Source organism: Photorhabdus temperata, from assembly GCF_025384845.1.
GTDB lineage: Bacteria > Pseudomonadota > Gammaproteobacteria > Enterobacterales > Enterobacteriaceae > Photorhabdus > Photorhabdus temperata.
Genome location: NZ_JAJAFX010000020.1, coordinates 12,883 through 31,350 on the forward strand (window position 1 = coordinate 12,883; position 18,468 = coordinate 31,350).

General features: G+C 40.7%; 11 protein-coding genes. 7 read left to right on the forward strand and 4 right to left on the reverse strand.

Annotated features, from left to right (window positions below; genetic code table 11):
- Positions 1 to 33: 33 nt before the first annotated feature.
- Positions 34 to 1,101: a tRNA preQ1(34) S-adenosylmethionine ribosyltransferase-isomerase QueA gene (gene queA, locus LGZ99_RS09565; protein ID WP_036836968.1), complete on the reverse strand. Its 1,068-nt coding sequence runs from the start codon at positions 1,099 to 1,101 to the stop codon at positions 34 to 36.
- 104 nt (positions 1,102 to 1,205) lie between these two features.
- Between queA and LGZ99_RS09570 the strand changes: the two genes are divergently transcribed.
- The 3 genes from LGZ99_RS09570 to ggt all read left to right on the forward strand — a co-directional run bounded on the left by LGZ99_RS09570 (position 1,206) and on the right by ggt (position 4,576).
- A complete protein-coding gene (locus LGZ99_RS09570; protein WP_036836971.1) occupies positions 1,206 to 1,826 on the forward strand; it encodes an acyl carrier protein phosphodiesterase in 621 nt (206 codons plus the stop codon).
- A 160-nt stretch (positions 1,827 to 1,986) separates the two neighbouring features.
- Entirely contained in the window at positions 1,987 to 2,589 is a 603-nt protein-coding gene (locus LGZ99_RS09575; RefSeq protein ID WP_023043739.1) for a peroxiredoxin C, read from the forward strand.
- Positions 2,590 to 2,812: 223 nt separating this feature from the next.
- The gene (gene ggt, locus LGZ99_RS09580) at positions 2,813 to 4,576 is read left to right on the forward strand and encodes a gamma-glutamyltransferase (RefSeq protein WP_262979067.1); all 1,764 of its coding nucleotides are present in this window, start codon (positions 2,813 to 2,815) and stop codon (positions 4,574 to 4,576) included.
- 122 nt (positions 4,577 to 4,698) lie between these two features.
- Here the strand turns inward: ggt and brnQ are convergent, their stop codons facing one another.
- From brnQ to phoB, 3 genes are all read right to left on the reverse strand, one after another.
- Positions 4,699 to 6,030, reverse strand: a complete 1,332-nt coding sequence (gene brnQ, locus LGZ99_RS09585; RefSeq protein ID WP_023043737.1) for a branched-chain amino acid transport system II carrier protein — start codon at positions 6,028 to 6,030, stop codon at positions 4,699 to 4,701.
- Between the two features lie 349 nt (positions 6,031 to 6,379).
- A complete protein-coding gene (gene phoR / locus LGZ99_RS09590; RefSeq protein ID WP_262979068.1) occupies positions 6,380 to 7,717 on the reverse strand; it encodes a phosphate regulon sensor histidine kinase PhoR in 1,338 nt (445 codons plus the stop codon).
- 23 nt (positions 7,718 to 7,740) lie between these two features.
- A complete protein-coding gene (gene phoB, locus LGZ99_RS09595; RefSeq protein ID WP_036836977.1) occupies positions 7,741 to 8,430 on the reverse strand; it encodes a phosphate regulon transcriptional regulator PhoB in 690 nt (229 codons plus the stop codon).
- Positions 8,431 to 8,691: 261 nt separating this feature from the next.
- Between phoB and sbcD the strand changes: the two genes are divergently transcribed.
- From sbcD to LGZ99_RS09615, 4 genes are all read left to right on the forward strand, one after another.
- Complete coding sequence (gene sbcD, locus LGZ99_RS09600; protein WP_023043734.1) at positions 8,692 to 9,927, forward strand: exonuclease subunit SbcD; 1,236 nt, start codon at positions 8,692 to 8,694, stop codon at positions 9,925 to 9,927.
- Positions 9,924 to 13,610, forward strand: coding sequence for an AAA family ATPase (locus tag LGZ99_RS09605; RefSeq protein WP_262979069.1), 3,687 nt, complete (start codon positions 9,924 to 9,926; stop codon positions 13,608 to 13,610). Before sbcD ends, LGZ99_RS09605 begins: the two co-directional genes overlap by 4 nt.
- 2,869 nt (positions 13,611 to 16,479) lie before the next feature.
- Entirely contained in the window at positions 16,480 to 17,469 is a 990-nt protein-coding gene (locus LGZ99_RS09610; RefSeq protein WP_262979070.1) for a tail fiber protein, read from the forward strand.
- Between the two features lie 2 nt (positions 17,470 to 17,471).
- Positions 17,472 to 18,098: a tail fiber assembly protein gene (locus LGZ99_RS09615; protein WP_023043396.1), complete on the forward strand. Its 627-nt coding sequence runs from the start codon at positions 17,472 to 17,474 to the stop codon at positions 18,096 to 18,098.
- Positions 18,099 to 18,468 lie beyond the last annotated feature (370 nt).

An 18,468-nucleotide genomic window follows, 5' to 3' on the forward strand; every position in this document is an offset into this window, starting at 1 on the left:
TCTGATGCTGATTTCATACATTATTACAATAAATTAAGAAACTTTTTCCTTGAAAGCCAAAGGATTACGGCGAATAAACATGGCATCACCATAACTAAAGAAACGGTATTTTTCTGCAATCGCCTCTTTATAAGCACTCATGGTATTTTTATAACCAGCAAATGCAGAAACCAGCATGATAAGTGTCGATTCCGGCAAATGGAAATTCGTAATCAGCGCATCAACAACCTGATATTCAAAACCCGGATAGATAAAAATCTGCGTATCATTAAAAAATGGCGCAATTAATCCATTTTGGCAAGCTCTTGCTGCACTTTCCAGCGAGCGGACGGATGTTGTTCCAACAGCGACAACCTTATTACCCCGGGCCTTACATGCCAGGACCGCATCAGCCACATCCTGCGGCACTTCAGCATATTCAGCATGCATAATATGGTCTTCAATGGTTTCTACACGCACTGGCTGGAAAGTACCGGCCCCTACATGCAAGGTAACAAAAACCATTTCCACCCCTTTTTCACGCAGGGCTTCCAATAATGGCTCATCAAAATGAAGACCTGCCGTTGGTGCGGCTACTGCGCCTGGACGTTCACTGTATACCGTTTGATACAGCTCGCGATCCGCCGCTTCATCAGGGCGATCAATATAAGGCGGCAAAGGCATATGGCCGACATCATCCAGAATGGACAGCACATCACGCTGATCATCAAAACGTATTTCAAACAGCGTGTCATGACGGGCCAGCATCGTCGCTTTAACGTTCTCACTGTCACCCAGCAACAGCTCTGATCCCTCTTTTGGTGCTTTGGAAGCGCGCACATGTGCAAGTACCCGCTTATCATCCAATACCCGCTCAACCAGAACTTCCAGTTTACCGCCGGTGGCTTTCCGGCCAAAAATACGCGCGGATATGACTCGGGTATTATTGAAAACCAACAAATCTCCGGCATTCAGCTTATCGAGAACATCCGTAAAAACACCATGCGTTAACGCCCCCGTTTCACCATCAAGGGAAAGTAGACGGCAGCCACTGCGTTGTGGTTGAGGGTAGTGAGCAATCATTTCGTCAGGAAGTTCAAAAGTAAAATCGGAAACTCGCATTGTATTTAATCATTCAGAAAAACAGGCGGACTAGTCTAGTGCCGCAGCTCTAAGGGTGCAACAAATAAGCACATAACTTCGCTGATTTATATTATAATCACCAGATGAATTTTCTCGCTCACCTTCATTTAGCTACTCTGGCTGAAAGCTCCCTGTTAGGGAACTTGATGGCGGATTTTGTTCGCGGCAATCCAGAGGGGCAATACAGCGCTGACGTGGTTGCAGGCATTCGCATGCATCGACGGGTTGATGTATTAACAGATACCCACCCGTTAGTTACTCAAGCCCGTCACCTGTTCAGTAGCCAATATCGACGGGTTGCGCCAATTACATTGGATATTATTTGGGATCACTTCCTTTCCTTATATTGGGATAAACTGGTTCCCGATGACTCATTACCGGCATTTATTCACCGTGCCCGCAATCAGATAGAACCTCATCTTTATAAAACTCCCGAAAAATTTCAGGAAATGAATGAGTTTTTATGGTCGCAAAACTGGTTGACCCGCTATGCGGATCTTGCATTTATCGCAAATGTATTAAATGGAATGGCCCGAAGACATCCCAAATTATCTGCCTTATCGGGATCATTTCAGGATATAGAACAACATTACTCTGACCTTGAAGCATTATTCTGGCAATTTTATCCCTATATGATGGAAAAAGCGGAAAATAAAGATTTTTATAACCTCCCTCAAATGAAGCTGGAAATCTCACCCAATTAACAACGCGGGTAAAGCGTTACAGTAAAGAAAATAAAAATAAAGTATTGATAGGTAAAATCTATTGCAAAAATTAGTATTTTACCCTTTATTGATGTACGCTAATTCCTTATTCTACATCCAATTTTTACATAAACCCCGGTTAAAACTACAGGAGTAACTCATGGTTCTGGTAACTCGTCAAGCCCCTGACTTTACAGCAGCAGCTGTCCTTGGCAACGGCGAAATAGTTGGGAATTTCAACCTGAAAAAACACCTGAACGGTAAACCTGCCGTTATCTTCTTCTGGCCGATGGACTTTACTTTCGTATGTCCTTCTGAGCTGATCGCATTCGACCACCGCTACGAAGAGTTCAAAAAACGCGGTGTTGAAGTTGTTGGTGTTTCTTTCGACTCTGAATTTGTCCACAACGCATGGCGTAAAACTCCTATCGATAACGGTGGTATCGGCGAAGTTAAATATGCAATGGTTGCTGATACTAAACGTGAAATTCAAAAAACATACGGTATTGAGCACCCAGAAGCTGGCGTAGCTCTGCGTGGCTCTTTCCTGATCGACAAAAACGGCGTTGTCCGTCACCAAGTTGTTAACGATCTGCCACTAGGCCGTAACATTGACGAAATGCTGCGTATGGTTGACGCACTGCAATTCCACGAAGAGCACGGCGATGTATGCCCTGCACAGTGGGAAAAAGGTAAAGAAGGTATGGGCGCTTCTCCAGACGGCGTAGCTAAGTACCTGTCTCAGAACGCATCTAAACTGTAACCTCAAACGTTACCAATAATTCAGACCAGTTGGTTGCTGCCAACTGGTTTTTTTATCGCTGAAATTCCTCGTTTTGCCACCTTGCGCACAAAAAATAAATCTTTCTAATAGTTATCATCACTTATAATTAAATTTACAATTGATTAACATTAAAATTCGTGTAAATAAAACAAGCACTTCCACTTTATAAAAATCATCCCGCAAAACGACAGGAGTTCACAACATGTTGAAAACATGGAAAACACCACTGGTAATAATATCCTTACTTATCTCTTCTCATCTTTATGCCGCTTCAGAACCCGCCGTTGAAGCTAAAAATGGCATGGTTGTCTCAGCCCAACACCTTGCTTCACAAGTTGGTGTGGATATCCTCAAGATAGGTGGAAATGCTATTGATGCGGCTGTTGCTGTTGGCTATGCCCAAGCCGTTGTAAACCCATGCTGTGGAAATATCGGCGGTGGTGGTTTTATGACAATTCATCTGGCTGATGGCACAAATACTTTTATTAATTTCCGCGAAACCGCACCAAATGCGGCAAGCGCCAATATGTATCTGGACAAAGAAGGCAACGTTGTTAAAGGAGCCAGTTTATATGGCTACCTGGCTGCCGGAGTGCCCGGGACCGTGATGGGACTGGACAGCACCCTAAAAAAATATGGCAAACTCAGTCGTGAACAGGTCATGGCGCCTGCAATTAAACTGGCACGGGAAGGTTATATACTAACCCGAGCAGACACAGATATTTTGGACACTTCAATCAAACGTTTCCGCAAAGATCCAGAAGCAGCCCGCATCTTCCTGCGTAAAGATGGCTCCCCTTATCAACCGGGCGATAAGTTGATACAAACCGATCTGGCAAATACACTGGAATTAATCGCCAAAAAAGGGCAAGAAGCGTTCTATCATGGAGATATTCCTAAACGGGTTGTAGAAGCAGCTAAAAAATCAGGCGGCATTATTACCGAAGCCGATTTCGCCAATTATAAGATCTCAGAAACAGCCCCCGTCACCTGTAGCTATCGCGGTTATAAATTTATCTCTTCACCGCCACCCAGTTCAGGAGGGGTAACAATGTGTGAAATCCTGAATATTCTGGAAGGCTACAACCTCAAAGAAATGGGATTCAACTCTGCTGATTATATTCACACACTGACGGAAGCAATGCGTCATGCCTATATGGACAGAAATACTCACCTTGGCGATCCGGAATTTGTTAAAAACCCAATCGATCGTTTACTGAGTAAAAGCTATGCCGAATCTCTGCGTAAAAAAATAAAACCAGGGGAAGCAACATTATCAGAAAATGTTCAGCCGGGTATTGAACCACATGAGAAACCAGAAACCACGCACTACTCCATTGTAGATAAAGAAGGTAATGCGGTTTCAACCACCTATACAATCAATGGGCTTTTCGGTGCTGTCGTCATCGCACCGGGAACAGGTTTCTTCCTCAATGATGAAATGGATGATTTCACGACAAAAATTGGTGAGAAGAATCTGTATGGACTGATTCAAGGTGCGACTAACTCTATCGCCCCTGGTAAGCGCCCACTATCATCAATGAGCCCGACACTCGTCACTAAAGACAATAATATATTCCTTGTTCTGGGCTCACCCGGAGGCTCCCGTATTATCTCTATCACGCTACAAACTGCCTTAAACATCATTGATCACGGTATGCCTCCTCAGGAAGCGGTCAATAGCCCCCGTATTCATCACCAATGGTTACCAGATGAAGTTTATTATGAACAACGAGGTGTTTCTAAAGACTCACTGAATTTGCTGGAAAAAATGGGATATAAAATGGTGGAACAAACACCGTGGGGCGCAGCTGAGTTGATTATGGTAGGTTTACCAAAAGCCGCTAACGTTTCAAATACAGGTTCTTCAGGTAATGATGCTGCCGTATCTGGTCAAGTTCGTGAAAACTATTTCTATGGCGCCAATGATGTTCGGCGCCCAGCAGGTGCTGCTATTGGTTACTAACAACAGGTAATTCAGCAAACCATGTATAAGAATAGCGGGATGGAACACCTTTCTCAGGCACGCCATCCCGCACTTTCTCTAACGATCTGACGATGACAAACGGTCAAATAAACGGACCATTATCACTGATGACTTTGACTTTCTTGTGAACCAGAACGTCCCCAAATACGGTCACAAATACCAAACACAACCAGAACCAACAGGGAGGGAGCTAACCAAGCTAACCCTTGATCAGCTAATGGTAAACGAGTTGCCCAGTTTGGTAATAAATACACCAGAGTTTCTGATGACTTGATAGCATCTAAAATACCAAATAGCAGACTGATCAACATAACCGAAGCCAAAATACGGCTGAAATTATTCCACCAACGCAATGTAAAACTCAGAACAATCAAAACGATACAAGGTGGATAAATCGCAGTCAGTACCGGAATAGAAATATTGATCAAATGACTCAAACCAAGGTTAGAAGTCAGCATGGAGAACAAACCAAGGATCAGAACCAATGAACGATAAGACAAAGGCAGATAACGGCTGAAAAACTCAGCACACGCACAAGTCAATCCCACCGCAGTCACCATACAGGCGACAAAAATCAACACGGCGAGGAAAAGAGCGCCAACACCACCAAAAGTATGCTGAACATAGGCATGCAAAATTATAGCGCCATTTTCCGCATGAGGAATTAATGATCCACTGCCAGAACCCAGTTTGAACAGAGACAGATAAACCAGCACCAGACCGAATCCGGCAATCACCCCTGCCCACGTCGCATAACGGGTCAACAATGAAGATGAAGCAACACCTCTTGAACGCGCCGCGTTAACGATAACAATACCAAATACCATAGCGCCTAAGGTATCCATCGTCAGATAACCGTTAACGAAACCACTGGAGAATGGGATTTGCTGATAAGCATCAATTGCAGGAATTGAGCCCCCCGCAGGCCAAAGTAGAGCGGCAACACCAAGTATACCTAACGCCAGCATTTTAATGGGTGCCAGCACATGCCCGACAGTATCAAGCAAACGACCAGGGTAAAGCGAAACAGCAATCACCAGGGCAAAATAAATCAGACTGTAAATAAAGAGTGATAATTCACCCGAACCGGCAAGGGGAGCAATGCCCACTTCAAAAGAAACCGTCGCAGTACGTGGAATTGCGAATAGAGGGCCAACAGCCAGATAACAAACCGTCGCCAGCAGCAACCCCGCAACCTTACCAATGGGTGAACTCAGCTCTTCAATACCACCGCCTACTTTTGCCAACGCGATGATTGTAATTACCGGTAAACCAACCGCGGTGACCAGAAAGCCTAATGCAGCTACCCAAACATATTCACCCGATTGTAATCCCACCATAGGAGGAAAAATAATATTTCCCGCTCCTACAAACAGGGCAAAGGTCATAAACCCTAACGCCCAAATATCCTTAGATGATAAACGATTTGTCATAATAATTGTTAATTTTTTGTTACCATTTTAATGGCTTGAATAATATAAATACCGCCAATAATTAAGCCCACATTGGCAATATTGAACCCTAATTTAACGATTTATTATCAAAATAATATTCACCTGTACCTGTTTAATACAGAACCATAGTGGTTATTATAGATAGAATCGCCAGCAACTGCCCACAAGTAAAACTTTTATAGTGCCAGAAGGCAATAGATAAACCAGAATGCAGAGTTATATACTACACTCTTTTTCAAAACCAGTGATTGCTGTTAGCTATCATTGAATACACACTATATGATTTGTGTTTTTTTTAACCTTCAAAGCTAATAATTAATTTCACAAGTTAATTATTGCTTTTAATTAAACCATTATTATCTCTTTTACTGGTTAATTTAGCCGGTACAATCAATCCTGACAGTAAAGTAAAACTGAAAGTTGTTCCTTGACCTATTTCACTGGAGATTTCAAGGTGGGAATGGTGGTGATGTAAAGCATGCTTAACAATAGCAAGACCGAGGCCGCTTCCACCCGTTTGCCTAGAACGGGCTTTATCTACCCGATAGAAACGTTCGGTCAAACGGGGTAAATGTTCTGCACTGATACCTGGTCCATTATCTTTCACGGTAAACTCGGCACCGTGGGAGTTCGTTTTCCAACTGACATCAATCTGAGTGCCTTTCGGGGTATGATTAACCGCGTTATAAACCAGATTAGACATTGCACTACGAAGCTGCTCTTCATTACCGAAAACTTTTAGTTTTTCACTAATATCAAAATTAATTTTATAGCATTCATTACCAAGCGCGGCGGCTTCCTGGCGCAATACCTTAAGCATCAGAGGCACATCAACTATTTCATTCATATCAATCTGAGGAGCAGCTTCGATTTTAGAAAGCTGCAATAATTGCTTCACCAGACTATCCATCCTCCGGGTTTGCTCCTGCATTGTATTCAGCGCTTTATTACTCAGCGAGCCAGACACCTCCTGATCCTGCATGACTTCCAGATAACCCTGCAATACAGTTAAAGGGGTACGCATTTCATGGCTGACATTCGCAAAAAAGTCACGGCGGGCATTTTCCAGGGCCCGTTTCTGCGTCACATCCCTGGCAACCATTAATAGTTGCTCTCCAGAGTAAGGCATAACCCGAAACTCAACAGTGAAACCATTATTTAATTCTATTGATAACGGACGTGCAAAATCCCTGGAAAGCATATACCGATTAAAATCAGGATAACGAAGTAAATTAAAAATAGGCTGCCCATTGTCCTCAGGCCAACGAAAACCCAGTAAATGCTGGGCCAAACGGTTACACCAAAAAATATTACCCTCGGTTGTCATCATAACAATGGCATCCGGCAATAACTCAGCGCCACTACGAAACCGTTTGATCAACAGCGCCAGTTCACGGCGCCGTTTCCGGTTCCGTTGCTGCATTTGGTGAATACCGTAAAAAATCGGCTCCCATCCCCCCCTTCCCGACGGCGGCAACATCCTACGATCTAACCATAACCAATCCGAAAGTTTCAGCAAATTATAGCCATGCCATATCAGCGCCAAAAATACCGAAGCAAACAAATACCAGGACAAGTGACCAATAAATATCGACAAAACTAATGCAGGCAAACAAAAAAGAAACAGTTCTGAAACCAGTTTTTTCCAGGATAAACGTTCTAACACATCAGGTTCTCCGGTGCGCAAACTCAGTAACGGGTAGAAAAACGATAACCAGTACCGCGAACGGTCTGCACCATTTTATCATGACCACCAATCTCTAATACTTTACGTAAACGGCGAATATGTACATCGACAGTTCTGTCTTCAACATAAACATTTGCTCCCCAAACATAATTGAGCAACTGTTCACGGCTGTAGACCCGCTCAGGATGAGTCATAAAGAAATGAAGTAATTTAAACTCGGTCGGCCCCATATCCAGAGCCAGATCCTGGCTGGTCACACGATGGGAAGTGGCATCCAAAACCAAACCATCCATTTCAATGATATCTTCCACCACCATAGGTGAAATACGCCGCAATACCGCTTTGACTCTAGCAACCAGCTCTTTAGGAGAGAAAGGCTTGGTTATATAGTCATCTGCCCCAACTTCGAGGCCACGAACCCGATCTTCCTCTTCACCACGTGCCGTCAGCATCATCACCGGAATATCACGGGCATTATTATCCCGTTTCATTTGTTTGATTATCTGCAAACCAGAACCACCAGGGATCATCCAATCCAATAACACCAAATCAGGATAGGGCTCAGATAAACATGCCAGCGCGGAATTATAATCTTCCGCCTCTACCGGCTGATAGCCATTTTTTTCCAGCACAAAACAGACCATCTCACGAATCGGAGCTTCATCTTCAACGACCAGAATACGTCTTGTCATGGTTAGTCCTGTTAAATATTGAGATAAACGCGACTGAGTTTTAAAAGGCATTATGCGTCAGTTTTATGACAGATTTATGAAATCTTGCCTCGGCTATCCTCCACCTGCAATCTGTTTCGCAATAATTAATTCAAACAACTATCATATTTCATCATGAATGCGAAGCGACTCGGAGATATATTCACTGAACCAGATTTAAAGGCGACATTCAGAATATAGCCATTATAATCATCATTCACTTTAATCCATTGCGGCGGAATTATGCGTATTATTCACACTTCGGACTGGCATCTTGGTCAATATTTTTTTACAAAAAGCCGGGCTGCTGAACATCAACATTTTCTGCGTTGGCTGATTAAACAGGTTGAAAATTACCAGGTCGATGCATTAATTGTTGCCGGAGATGTGTTTGATACCGGCTCGCCGCCCAGTTACGCCCGTGAGCTATATAATCACTTTGTTGTTGAACTGCAACCTACTGGCTGTCAGTTAATTATCCTTGGTGGTAATCATGATTCCGTGGCAACGTTGAATGAATCAAAGGAACTGCTTTCCTGCCTGAATACCACCGTCATTGCCCATGCGGAAGAAGACCAGCAGAAGCAAATAAAAGTGCTCAACACCAAAGAAGGCAATACCGGCGCCATCCTCTGTGCAATCCCTTTTCTGCGTCCAAGAGATATTATGACCAGCCTGGCAGGTCAGTCAGGAGAACAAAAACAACTGGCATTACAGGAAGCAATTGCAGAACACTATGATCAACTCTATCAGCAAGCAGGTAAATTACGTGATGAACTGCATTTACCCTTACCTATTATTGCCACCGGGCATCTAACCACCGTTGGCGCCTCAGCCACAGATTCAGTCCGGGATATTTATATTGGTACACTTGATGCCTTCCCGGCGCAAGCTTTCCCACCGGCAGACTATATTGCACTTGGGCATATTCACCGGCCACAAATCGTGGCTAAATCTGAACATATTCGCTACAGCGGTTCCCCCATACCGCTCAGTTTTGATGAAGTCGGACAGGAGAAAAGTGTCTGTTTGGTGGAATTTACCCAAGACAAACTGGCATCCATTACACTTTTACCTATTCCTCAATATCAACCCATGCAGCTTATCAGGGGTGACCTGCAACAAATTGAACAGCAATTACAGACTTTTAATGACTATAAAGGCGAGCAACCCGTCTGGTTAGATATTGAAGTTGCCACACAAGACTATCTCCATGATATCCAGAAAAGAGTTCAATCAATGGTTGCGAAACTTCCTGTTGAAGTCATTCTGCTGCGGCGTAGTAAAACACAGCGACAAAATATGCTAGCGCAAGAAAACAGAGAAACCTTGACAGAACTCAGTGTTAACCAGGTTTTTACCCGGCGGCTTGAGCAATCAGAACTTGAAGATGAAGAACACAAAAAACGTCTGACCACCCTTTTCGAACAAACACTGAATAATATCTATCAGGATAAAAACAAGGAGGAACAGGCATGAAAATTCTGAGTCTGCGACTGAAAAACATTAATTCATTACAAGGTGAATGGAAGATTGATTTCACAACAGAGCCGTTTGCCAGCAGTGGCCTATTCGCAATAACCGGCCCTACCGGTGCGGGTAAAACCACATTATTGGATGCCATCTGCCTTGCGCTTTATCACGAAACACCGCGCCTGACAGTTTCAGCATCACAAAATGAGCTGATGACCCGCCACACAGCAGAATCCCTAGCTGAAGTTGAGTTTGAAGTGAAAGGTGTTGCTTACCGCGCTTTCTGGAGCCAACGGCGAGCGCGCAACCAGCCGGACGGCAATCTGCAAGCCCCAAAAGTGGAACTCGCATTCAGCAGCAACGGCAAAATTCTGGCAGATAAGATCCAAGATAAGAAAGAGAAAATTATCGAAATTACCGGATTGGATTACGGTCGTTTCACCAAATCCATGCTGTTATCCCAAGGAGACTTCGCTGCTTTTCTCAATGCTCAACCCAATGAACGGGCTGATTTATTAGAAGAATTAACCGGTACTGAAATTTACGGTATTTTATCCCAACAAATTTACCAGCAACATAAAGAAGCCCAGTCAGAACTGGGTATTCTGCAAGCCAAAGCCTCTGCCATTGATTTGTTAACGGAAGAACAGCATCAACAATATCTCGAGCAACAGCAACAACTCGCGGATTCTGAATCACGACTGAATCAACAAATAAAAACCCTGCAACATTCGGAGCAATGGCTGATCCGTGAGGAAGAACTTCAACAATTTACTACTGAAAATCAGGTTGTTTTACAACAGGCAGAAAACGCACTTACCCACGCAGAACCGCAACTGCAAAAACTGGCCGACAGTGAACCAGCCGAAACGCTTCGCCCATTGCTGGATGACAAAAATCGAACTCAATATGAGCATCAGAGAATCAGTAAGCAGTTGGAAGATATGCGCCAACAACTTCAACAGCAGCAGCAAACACTCACGCCGATACAACAAAAAGTGACTGATACCGACTCTGCCAGAGCAACGCATCAACAACATCGGCAGCAACAAGAAAAACTGATATCAGAACAGGTGATCCCATTGGATCATCAGATTGATGGTCAGATTAAAGATCTTAATCTTACTCAGCAACAAATCAGCGAACAGAAAACAGCGCTTGAAAATAGTTGTCAACAATATGACACGGCAAACCAACGCTCCCTGTCATTAACCAACCAAAGAAAACAACTGGAAAACTATTTCGAACAGCAGACTTACCATCAATATTTCGGTGAAAAAATTGCTTTCTGGCAACACCAATTCTCCTGGCGGCAAGATCAGCAGCAACAAATTAATCACCAAAATCAAAAAATTGACAAGCTCAATGCCGAAATCACACAACTTAGCGATAACCTGAATAAACAAGAAGCAGACCTAAAACAACAGATTGAAAATAACCAACCATTAAAACTGGCATTTGAACAGGCAGAGCAGCAATTTTTTCATCTGCAAAAGCAATATTCACCAGAGAAATTACAAAAACAATTAGCTGAATATCAGGAACAACTGCCGCGGCAACATAAACTGGAAATACTGTCCCCGCAAATCCTGCAATTACAAACCACAATTGCCAGTAATCGTGTTCGTTTACAACAACCGGAAAAATTATTAAAGGAACTTCCTGTTCAAATTGGCGCTATTGATAAACAACTCTCAGACAAACAGCAACATTTAGCAGATCTTTCTCAACGCATTCAGTTAGAACAAAAAATTGTTAGTCTGGAAAAAGAGCGCGCGCAACTCAAAGAAGGTGTTCCTTGTCCACTTTGCGGTTCTGAACATCACCCGGCTATTCAAGCTTATCAAAAGATTGAATTGTCAAAATCAGAGCAACGGCTAAAAGATTTACGTCAGGAATTTGAAGAACTGCAAACTACCAGAATATCGTTAGTGAATAAAAACGAGTTTCAACAGCAACAATACAACCATATTTTGCAAGAAATTACTGACGCTGAACCAAAATTGAAGTCATTAATTCAACAATGGCAGCAAACTTGCGAAACATTACAAACTGAAATTTCTCCTTCAGATAAACCGGCACTTGAAATATTTGTACAGCAGAACCAATCGGCTTATCAACTTTGTCTGGCCCAATTAGCTAAGTTTGAACTGACAGAAAAAGAACATCAAAAAACAGAAAAAGTACTAACAGTTCATAAAGAACAGATTAAAAAAATTGAGCAAAGCATTGAGCTGGATAAACAACAATACAATGCCCTAACAAAACACCTCGCTGAACTGCAACCAGAGATACAGCAACAACAGAATAAGCTGGCTGATGTTATTGAAAAAATGACTTCTGAATTACAGGAATATGATTTATCACTGCCAATTCTGAATGATGCTGAAAACTGGCTGCAACAACGTAGAAATGAGTGGCAGGTATATCAAAACTGCCGTGAAAACTGGCAACAAATCCAAAAAGAACAAGCTGTTATTCAAAATCAGCTTGAATCATTGAGTAAACAAAAAGAAGAATACACATCCCGTTTAAACATATTTAATCAAAAAGAGCAACAACAGAAACAGCAACTCGCAGAGACGCAACAACAGCGCCAAAAACTATTTGGTGAACAGTCGGTCGCGAAAATGACTCAGGCACTACAGCAACAATCTCAGCTGTTGGAAGAAAAATACAAACAGGCACTGTCACATCTGCAACAAGCACAATCCAGTATCAGCCAGCTTACCGGCGCAATTCATGAGATTGAAAAAAACAGCAAACAAGCTGAACAACAAAAACAGCAGTCAGAACAAAATTTCAACTCTGCATTAGCTGAAAGTATATTTACCGATCAAAGTACCTTTGAAGCAGCCCTATTATCACCAGAGCAACGTAAGGAGCTGCAACAACTCAAAGAACGGCTCGAACAACAACAGATACAAGTCAAAGCCTTGTGTCAAAAAGCAGCAGAAGCCCTGCAACAACATCTGAAAAATCGCCCTGAATTACTTTCTCAACAGACAAAATCACAACTGACTGAACAGTTGAAAAGCACCACTGATGAGCTGAAAAGAAACACCTTACAACAAGGAGAATTAAGAAACCTGCTTGGTAATGACGCAGTACGCCGCCAACAACAAAAATCCTTGCTGGAAGAGATCAACCATTGCCAACAAAATTATGATGACTGGAGTTACCTGAATAACCTGATTGGTTCAGCAGATGGCGCTAAATTCCGCCGTTTTGCCCAAGGGCTAACACTGGATCATCTGGTTCATCTTGCCAATCAACGGCTGAGAAAACTTCACGGACGCTATTATTTACAACGCAAAAACAGTGACGGCCTTGAACTGCAAGTCGTTGATACCTGGCAAGCCGATGCCATTCGTGATACCAAAACGCTTTCCGGTGGTGAAAGTTTTCTGGTCAGCCTCGCTCTGGCTTTAGCTTTATCTGATTTAGTCAGCAATAAAACCTGTATTGATTCACTATTCCTGGATGAAGGCTTTGGCACACTTGACCCAGAAACTCTTGATATTGCACTCGACGCTCTGGACCATCTGAATGCTTCCGGGAAAACTATTGGTGTTATAAGCCACGTCGAAGCCATGAAAGAACGGATCCCAGTACAGATTAAAGTTAAAAAAGTTAATGGACTTGGAATAAGTAAACTCTCACCTGAGTTTCGTTATAATAAACAATAGCGGAAAATAATGAAAAGCCATCATTAAAATGAAAGCACCATGGCAGGATTCCACTTTTTTATCCTGCCATGTTTAATTCATTTATCAGCTATTCTATATTCCGCTTATTTTATATTTACCTAACAGACTATAATCATTTAAAATCGAGAATACAGAAGTATTAAAGACTTTATATCAAGGCGGATTTAACTCAATAAATACAACTTTTCAGAAGGAAAGTTAATCTCATTTAATCGAAAACCATTAATCGCGAGTTGAAAAGAAATCCACACGTAAAATAATATTATCTGAACAGATAAGTATTAAAGTGCTTTCTCCCCGGTTATTTTACGGAGAAAACCCTAAAAATAACGAAATTAAAAAAAGGATAAAATGATTAATTTGGCAGGATTTAAACGCTGAAAAAGGAGGAATGATTATCCGAAAAAACAACAAGGGGTATTTTTATCTCATCAAGCCATTTACTTTCTGATTTATGAAGAAAAAATAAATGGTGGTGACCGATGAAAATCGCCTTGGATTGCCAGTAAAGATAAAACAGGTATGATTAGCTTTCGTTAAAAGTAAAACACGATATTCGATGATGATTAAATTTAATAAAAAACAGGTGTTAGAATCGGTAAAAACAACAGTAAAAACTTTATACCGGTTAAAACCATAAGTTGAAACAATGACTTTTAATAACAGTTTAAAGCCTGCCCATCATAAAACTCAGAACAGGCCCGGCGGGATCCCACTTTGTTTACCCTGCTATATTTAATTCATTTATTAGCGATTCTATACTCCGCTTATTTTACATTTACCTAACCTGCCATAATCATTTAAAATCGAGAATACAGAAGTATTAAAGACTTTATATCAAGGCGGATTTAACTCAATAAATACAACTTTTCAGAAGGAAAGTTAATCTCATTTAATCGAAAACCATTAATCGCGAGTTGAAAATAAATCCACACATAAAATAATATTATCCGAACAGATAAGTATTAAAGTGCTTTCTCGCCGGTTATTTTACGGAGAAAACTCTAAAAATAACGCAATTAAAAAAGGATAAAACGGCTAATTTGGCAGGATTTAAGCCCTGAAAAAAGGAGTGATTACCCGAAAAAAACCAAGGCGTATTTTTCAGGGCAGGATGCTACTTTGTTTACTCTGCCATGTTTAATCCATTTATCAGCGATTCTATATTTCGCTTATTTTACATTTACCTAACTTACCATAATCATTTAAAATCGAGAATACAGAAGTATTAAAGACTTTATATCAAGGGCAGATTTAACCCAATAAATGTAACTTTTCAGCAGGAGAGTTAATCTCATTTAATCGAAAACCATCAACTATTAATCGCGAGTTGAAAAAAATCCGCACGTAAAATAATATTATCCAAGCAGATAGGTATTAAATCGCTTTCTCCCCGGTTATTTTACGAAGAAAAAAACTAAAAATAATGCAATTAAAAAAAGATAAAACGGTTAACTTAGCAGGATTTAATCCCTGAAAAAGGAAATGATTATCCGAAAAAACAACAAGGGGTATTTTTATCTCATCAAGCCATTTACTTTCTGATTTATGAAGAAAAAATAAATGGTGGTGACCGATGAAAGTCGCCTTGGATTGCCAGTAAAGATAAAACAGGTATGATTAGCTTTCGTTAAAAGTAAAACACGATATTCGATGATGTTAAATTTAATAAAAAGCAGGTGTTAAAATCGGTAAAAACAACAGTAAAAACTTTATACCGATTAAAACTATAAATTAAAACAATGATTTTTAATAACAGTTTAAAGCCTGCCTATCATAAAACTCAGGACAAGCTCGGCGGGAGCCCACTTTGTTTACCCTGCTATATTTAATTCATTTATCAACTATTCTATATTCCACTTATTTTACATTCACCTAACTTACCATAATCATTTAAAATCGAGAATACAGAAGTATTAAAGACTTTATAGCAATGCAGATTTAACTCAATAAATACAGCTTTTCAAAAGGCGAGTTAATCGCATTTAATCGAAAACCATTAATCGCGAGTTAAAAAGAAATCCACACATAAAATAATATTATCCGAACAGATAAGTATTAAAGTGTTTTCTCGCCGGTTATTTTACGAGAAAAACCCTAAAAATAACGCAATTAAAAAAAGGATAAAACGGCTAATTTGGCAGGATTTAAGCCCTGAAAAAAGGAGTGATTACCCGAAAAAAACCAAGGCGTATTTTTCAGGGCAGGATGCCACTTTGTTTACTCTGCCATGTTTAATCCATTTATCAGCGATTCTATATTTCACTTATTTTACATTTACCTAATTTTCCATAATTACTTAAAAAGCGCGAATAAAGAGGCATTAGAGGGCGAGATTCCGGTATATGAGTATATTCAAGCCATTGAAAAGCGGCGAAGAAAAGCTGGCAGGCCTGTATACTTCCGGCTAGAAGTTTTTTAAGGGAAACCCAGATATGCGGAAAGGCTTTAGCGAACCTATACAAGCTATTGATGAATTTATTAAAACTAAAACAGAATATTAAAATATTATTTTGCATAATTTAAAAAGCATTTATTCCAATCATTATTTTATTCTATTTAGGATATTTTCAGATTTTAACCTTATTGTCATATGAATTTATTTTCCAGTGATTTACTGTAACATCATGAAATATAAAAAATCCCAGAGGAAATAGGTGGATAATAGTTCACAGCCATTAATATTTCCTTTCCCTTATACAAAAATAATTAACCCTGTAAGTTATAAAAACACTCCACTATTATTTTTCTGAACTAAACTATAATTTGCGCCAATTGAGACAAATCACCTGCACGATAATTTAATATGTTAATTACAGAGAAATATTATTTAATTTAAGAGGAGTATATGAGCCAGAAAAATGATTTCAAAGCTTTTTCCATTAGTGATAATGCTAATGTAGTGAGTCAAGAAAAATATGAAGAAAGTCAAAATATTCGGACTGGTTTTCCACAAAATGATATCTCCACCCATGTTTTAAATAAGGTATTACGCCAATCATCAACAATAGCCTCTGTTATAGCCAATTTTATTGCGACACAATTTAGTGATGATATTTTGGATGATGGCAATATAGCCAGACTCACCGCTCAATTAAATAAAGCCTTAGAACAGAAAATTGCTGTAGGAGTTCCCGATGCTTCGTTAACACAAAAAGGTGTTGTTCAATTGACCAATGAAATTGGTAATAATGACACATTGGCAGTGACACAAAAACTTGTTCAAGAAATCATAAATTCATTGCGTGAAAATATTAATAGTAAAATACCCAATAGCCGGAAAATAAATGGTAAGGCATTGACTGAGGATATTAATCTGAATGCGAGTGATGTGGGGGCATATACTCGAACAGAAGTCTATACACGAGCAGAGGTAGATAAACTGATTAAAACAACCAGTGAAGTTCCTGTTGGTGCTCCTATTCCCTGGCCGTTGTCTCACCCACCTATAGGCTATTTCACTTGTAATGGTTCAGCTTTTAATAGATCACAGTACCCAAAGTTAGCGGAAGCTTATCCTGGCGGTAGATTGCCCGATTTAAGAGGCGAGTTTATTCGTGGCTGGGATGATGGAAGAGGAGTGGATAAGGATCGAATCCTTCTGACAAACCAGAGTGATGCACTACAAGATTTAAAAGGCTCATTTATGGGCGATAATGAAATAGCAGTAACCACTAAAGGCGTTTTTGTCGATGGTGGCGTAGTAACTGGCAAATGGGGAGCCCAGAACGACACTTACTGTCATGAAACCATATTTAATGCGTCCCGGGTAGCCAGGACAAGCCACGAAACAAGACCTCGCAATATCGCATTTAACTACATCGTAAAGGCAGAATAATAATGACACAAAATTATATTTCAGATTCAGAAACCGCCATATTAGGTGAAGATGGTTTAGCGACTCAAGCTGGCTGGATAAAGGTTTATCATGCTAATACTTATTCGAGGGAATTGACTGGGACTGATTTCGAATATGTTGCAGAAGGTGTAGGTTTGTCGGCACATTCTTACCTTGACGCGCCAGACCTTCCCGATGGGGATAATATGGCTGTGCGCCGCAGTGAGGACGGAAGTCATTGGGAAATCGTACCTGACCACCGGGGGAAAATAGCTTACGACACGCAGACAGGCGCACAACAAGAAGTAATTGAATTGGATGAATTACCAGAAACATTGACATTCAAGCAACCAGCTACCGAGTTTGACAAGTGGGATGGTGAAAAATGGGTAACAGACGTTGAAGCACAAAAGGCCAGTCAAATTAACCAAGCAGAACAACAACGTGCCGCTCTTCGCCGACAAGCCGATGAAGTTATGACTGTGCTACAATATGCCGTTGAAACTGAAATGGCATCGGAAGCTGAAAAAGCGTTATTGTTGGGTTGGAAAAAGTATCTGGTATTATTAAGTCGGATTGATATTTCATCGGCACCAGATATTAACTGGCCTGAAAAACCGAAAGAATAATAGCGTTAAAATTTTACCATCTTTGAATATTGATAAAGAGCTGTTTTTTAATCCTCTCTTTGATTTAATAAAAGCTCGTATAAAAGCGAGCTTATACCCAATAGATTTCAAGTTGCAGCGCGGCGGCAAGTGAACGCAGCCAACAAAGCAGCAACTTGAAAGATGAAGGGTATATCGATATTTTATGAGTAATTGGGGTGAATTATAGAGAGTTGTTTCTAATAATTGAATCTACCAATTAAAAATCACTTTTTATGATGAAAATTTCCATAAAAAGTAAGATCCGGCCCTGATTAACTGCCCCCGAAAACTTAAGTCTGTATTGAAGATTTCAACTGCTGGAAATGAAAAAGGTATTTTCATTTCCAGC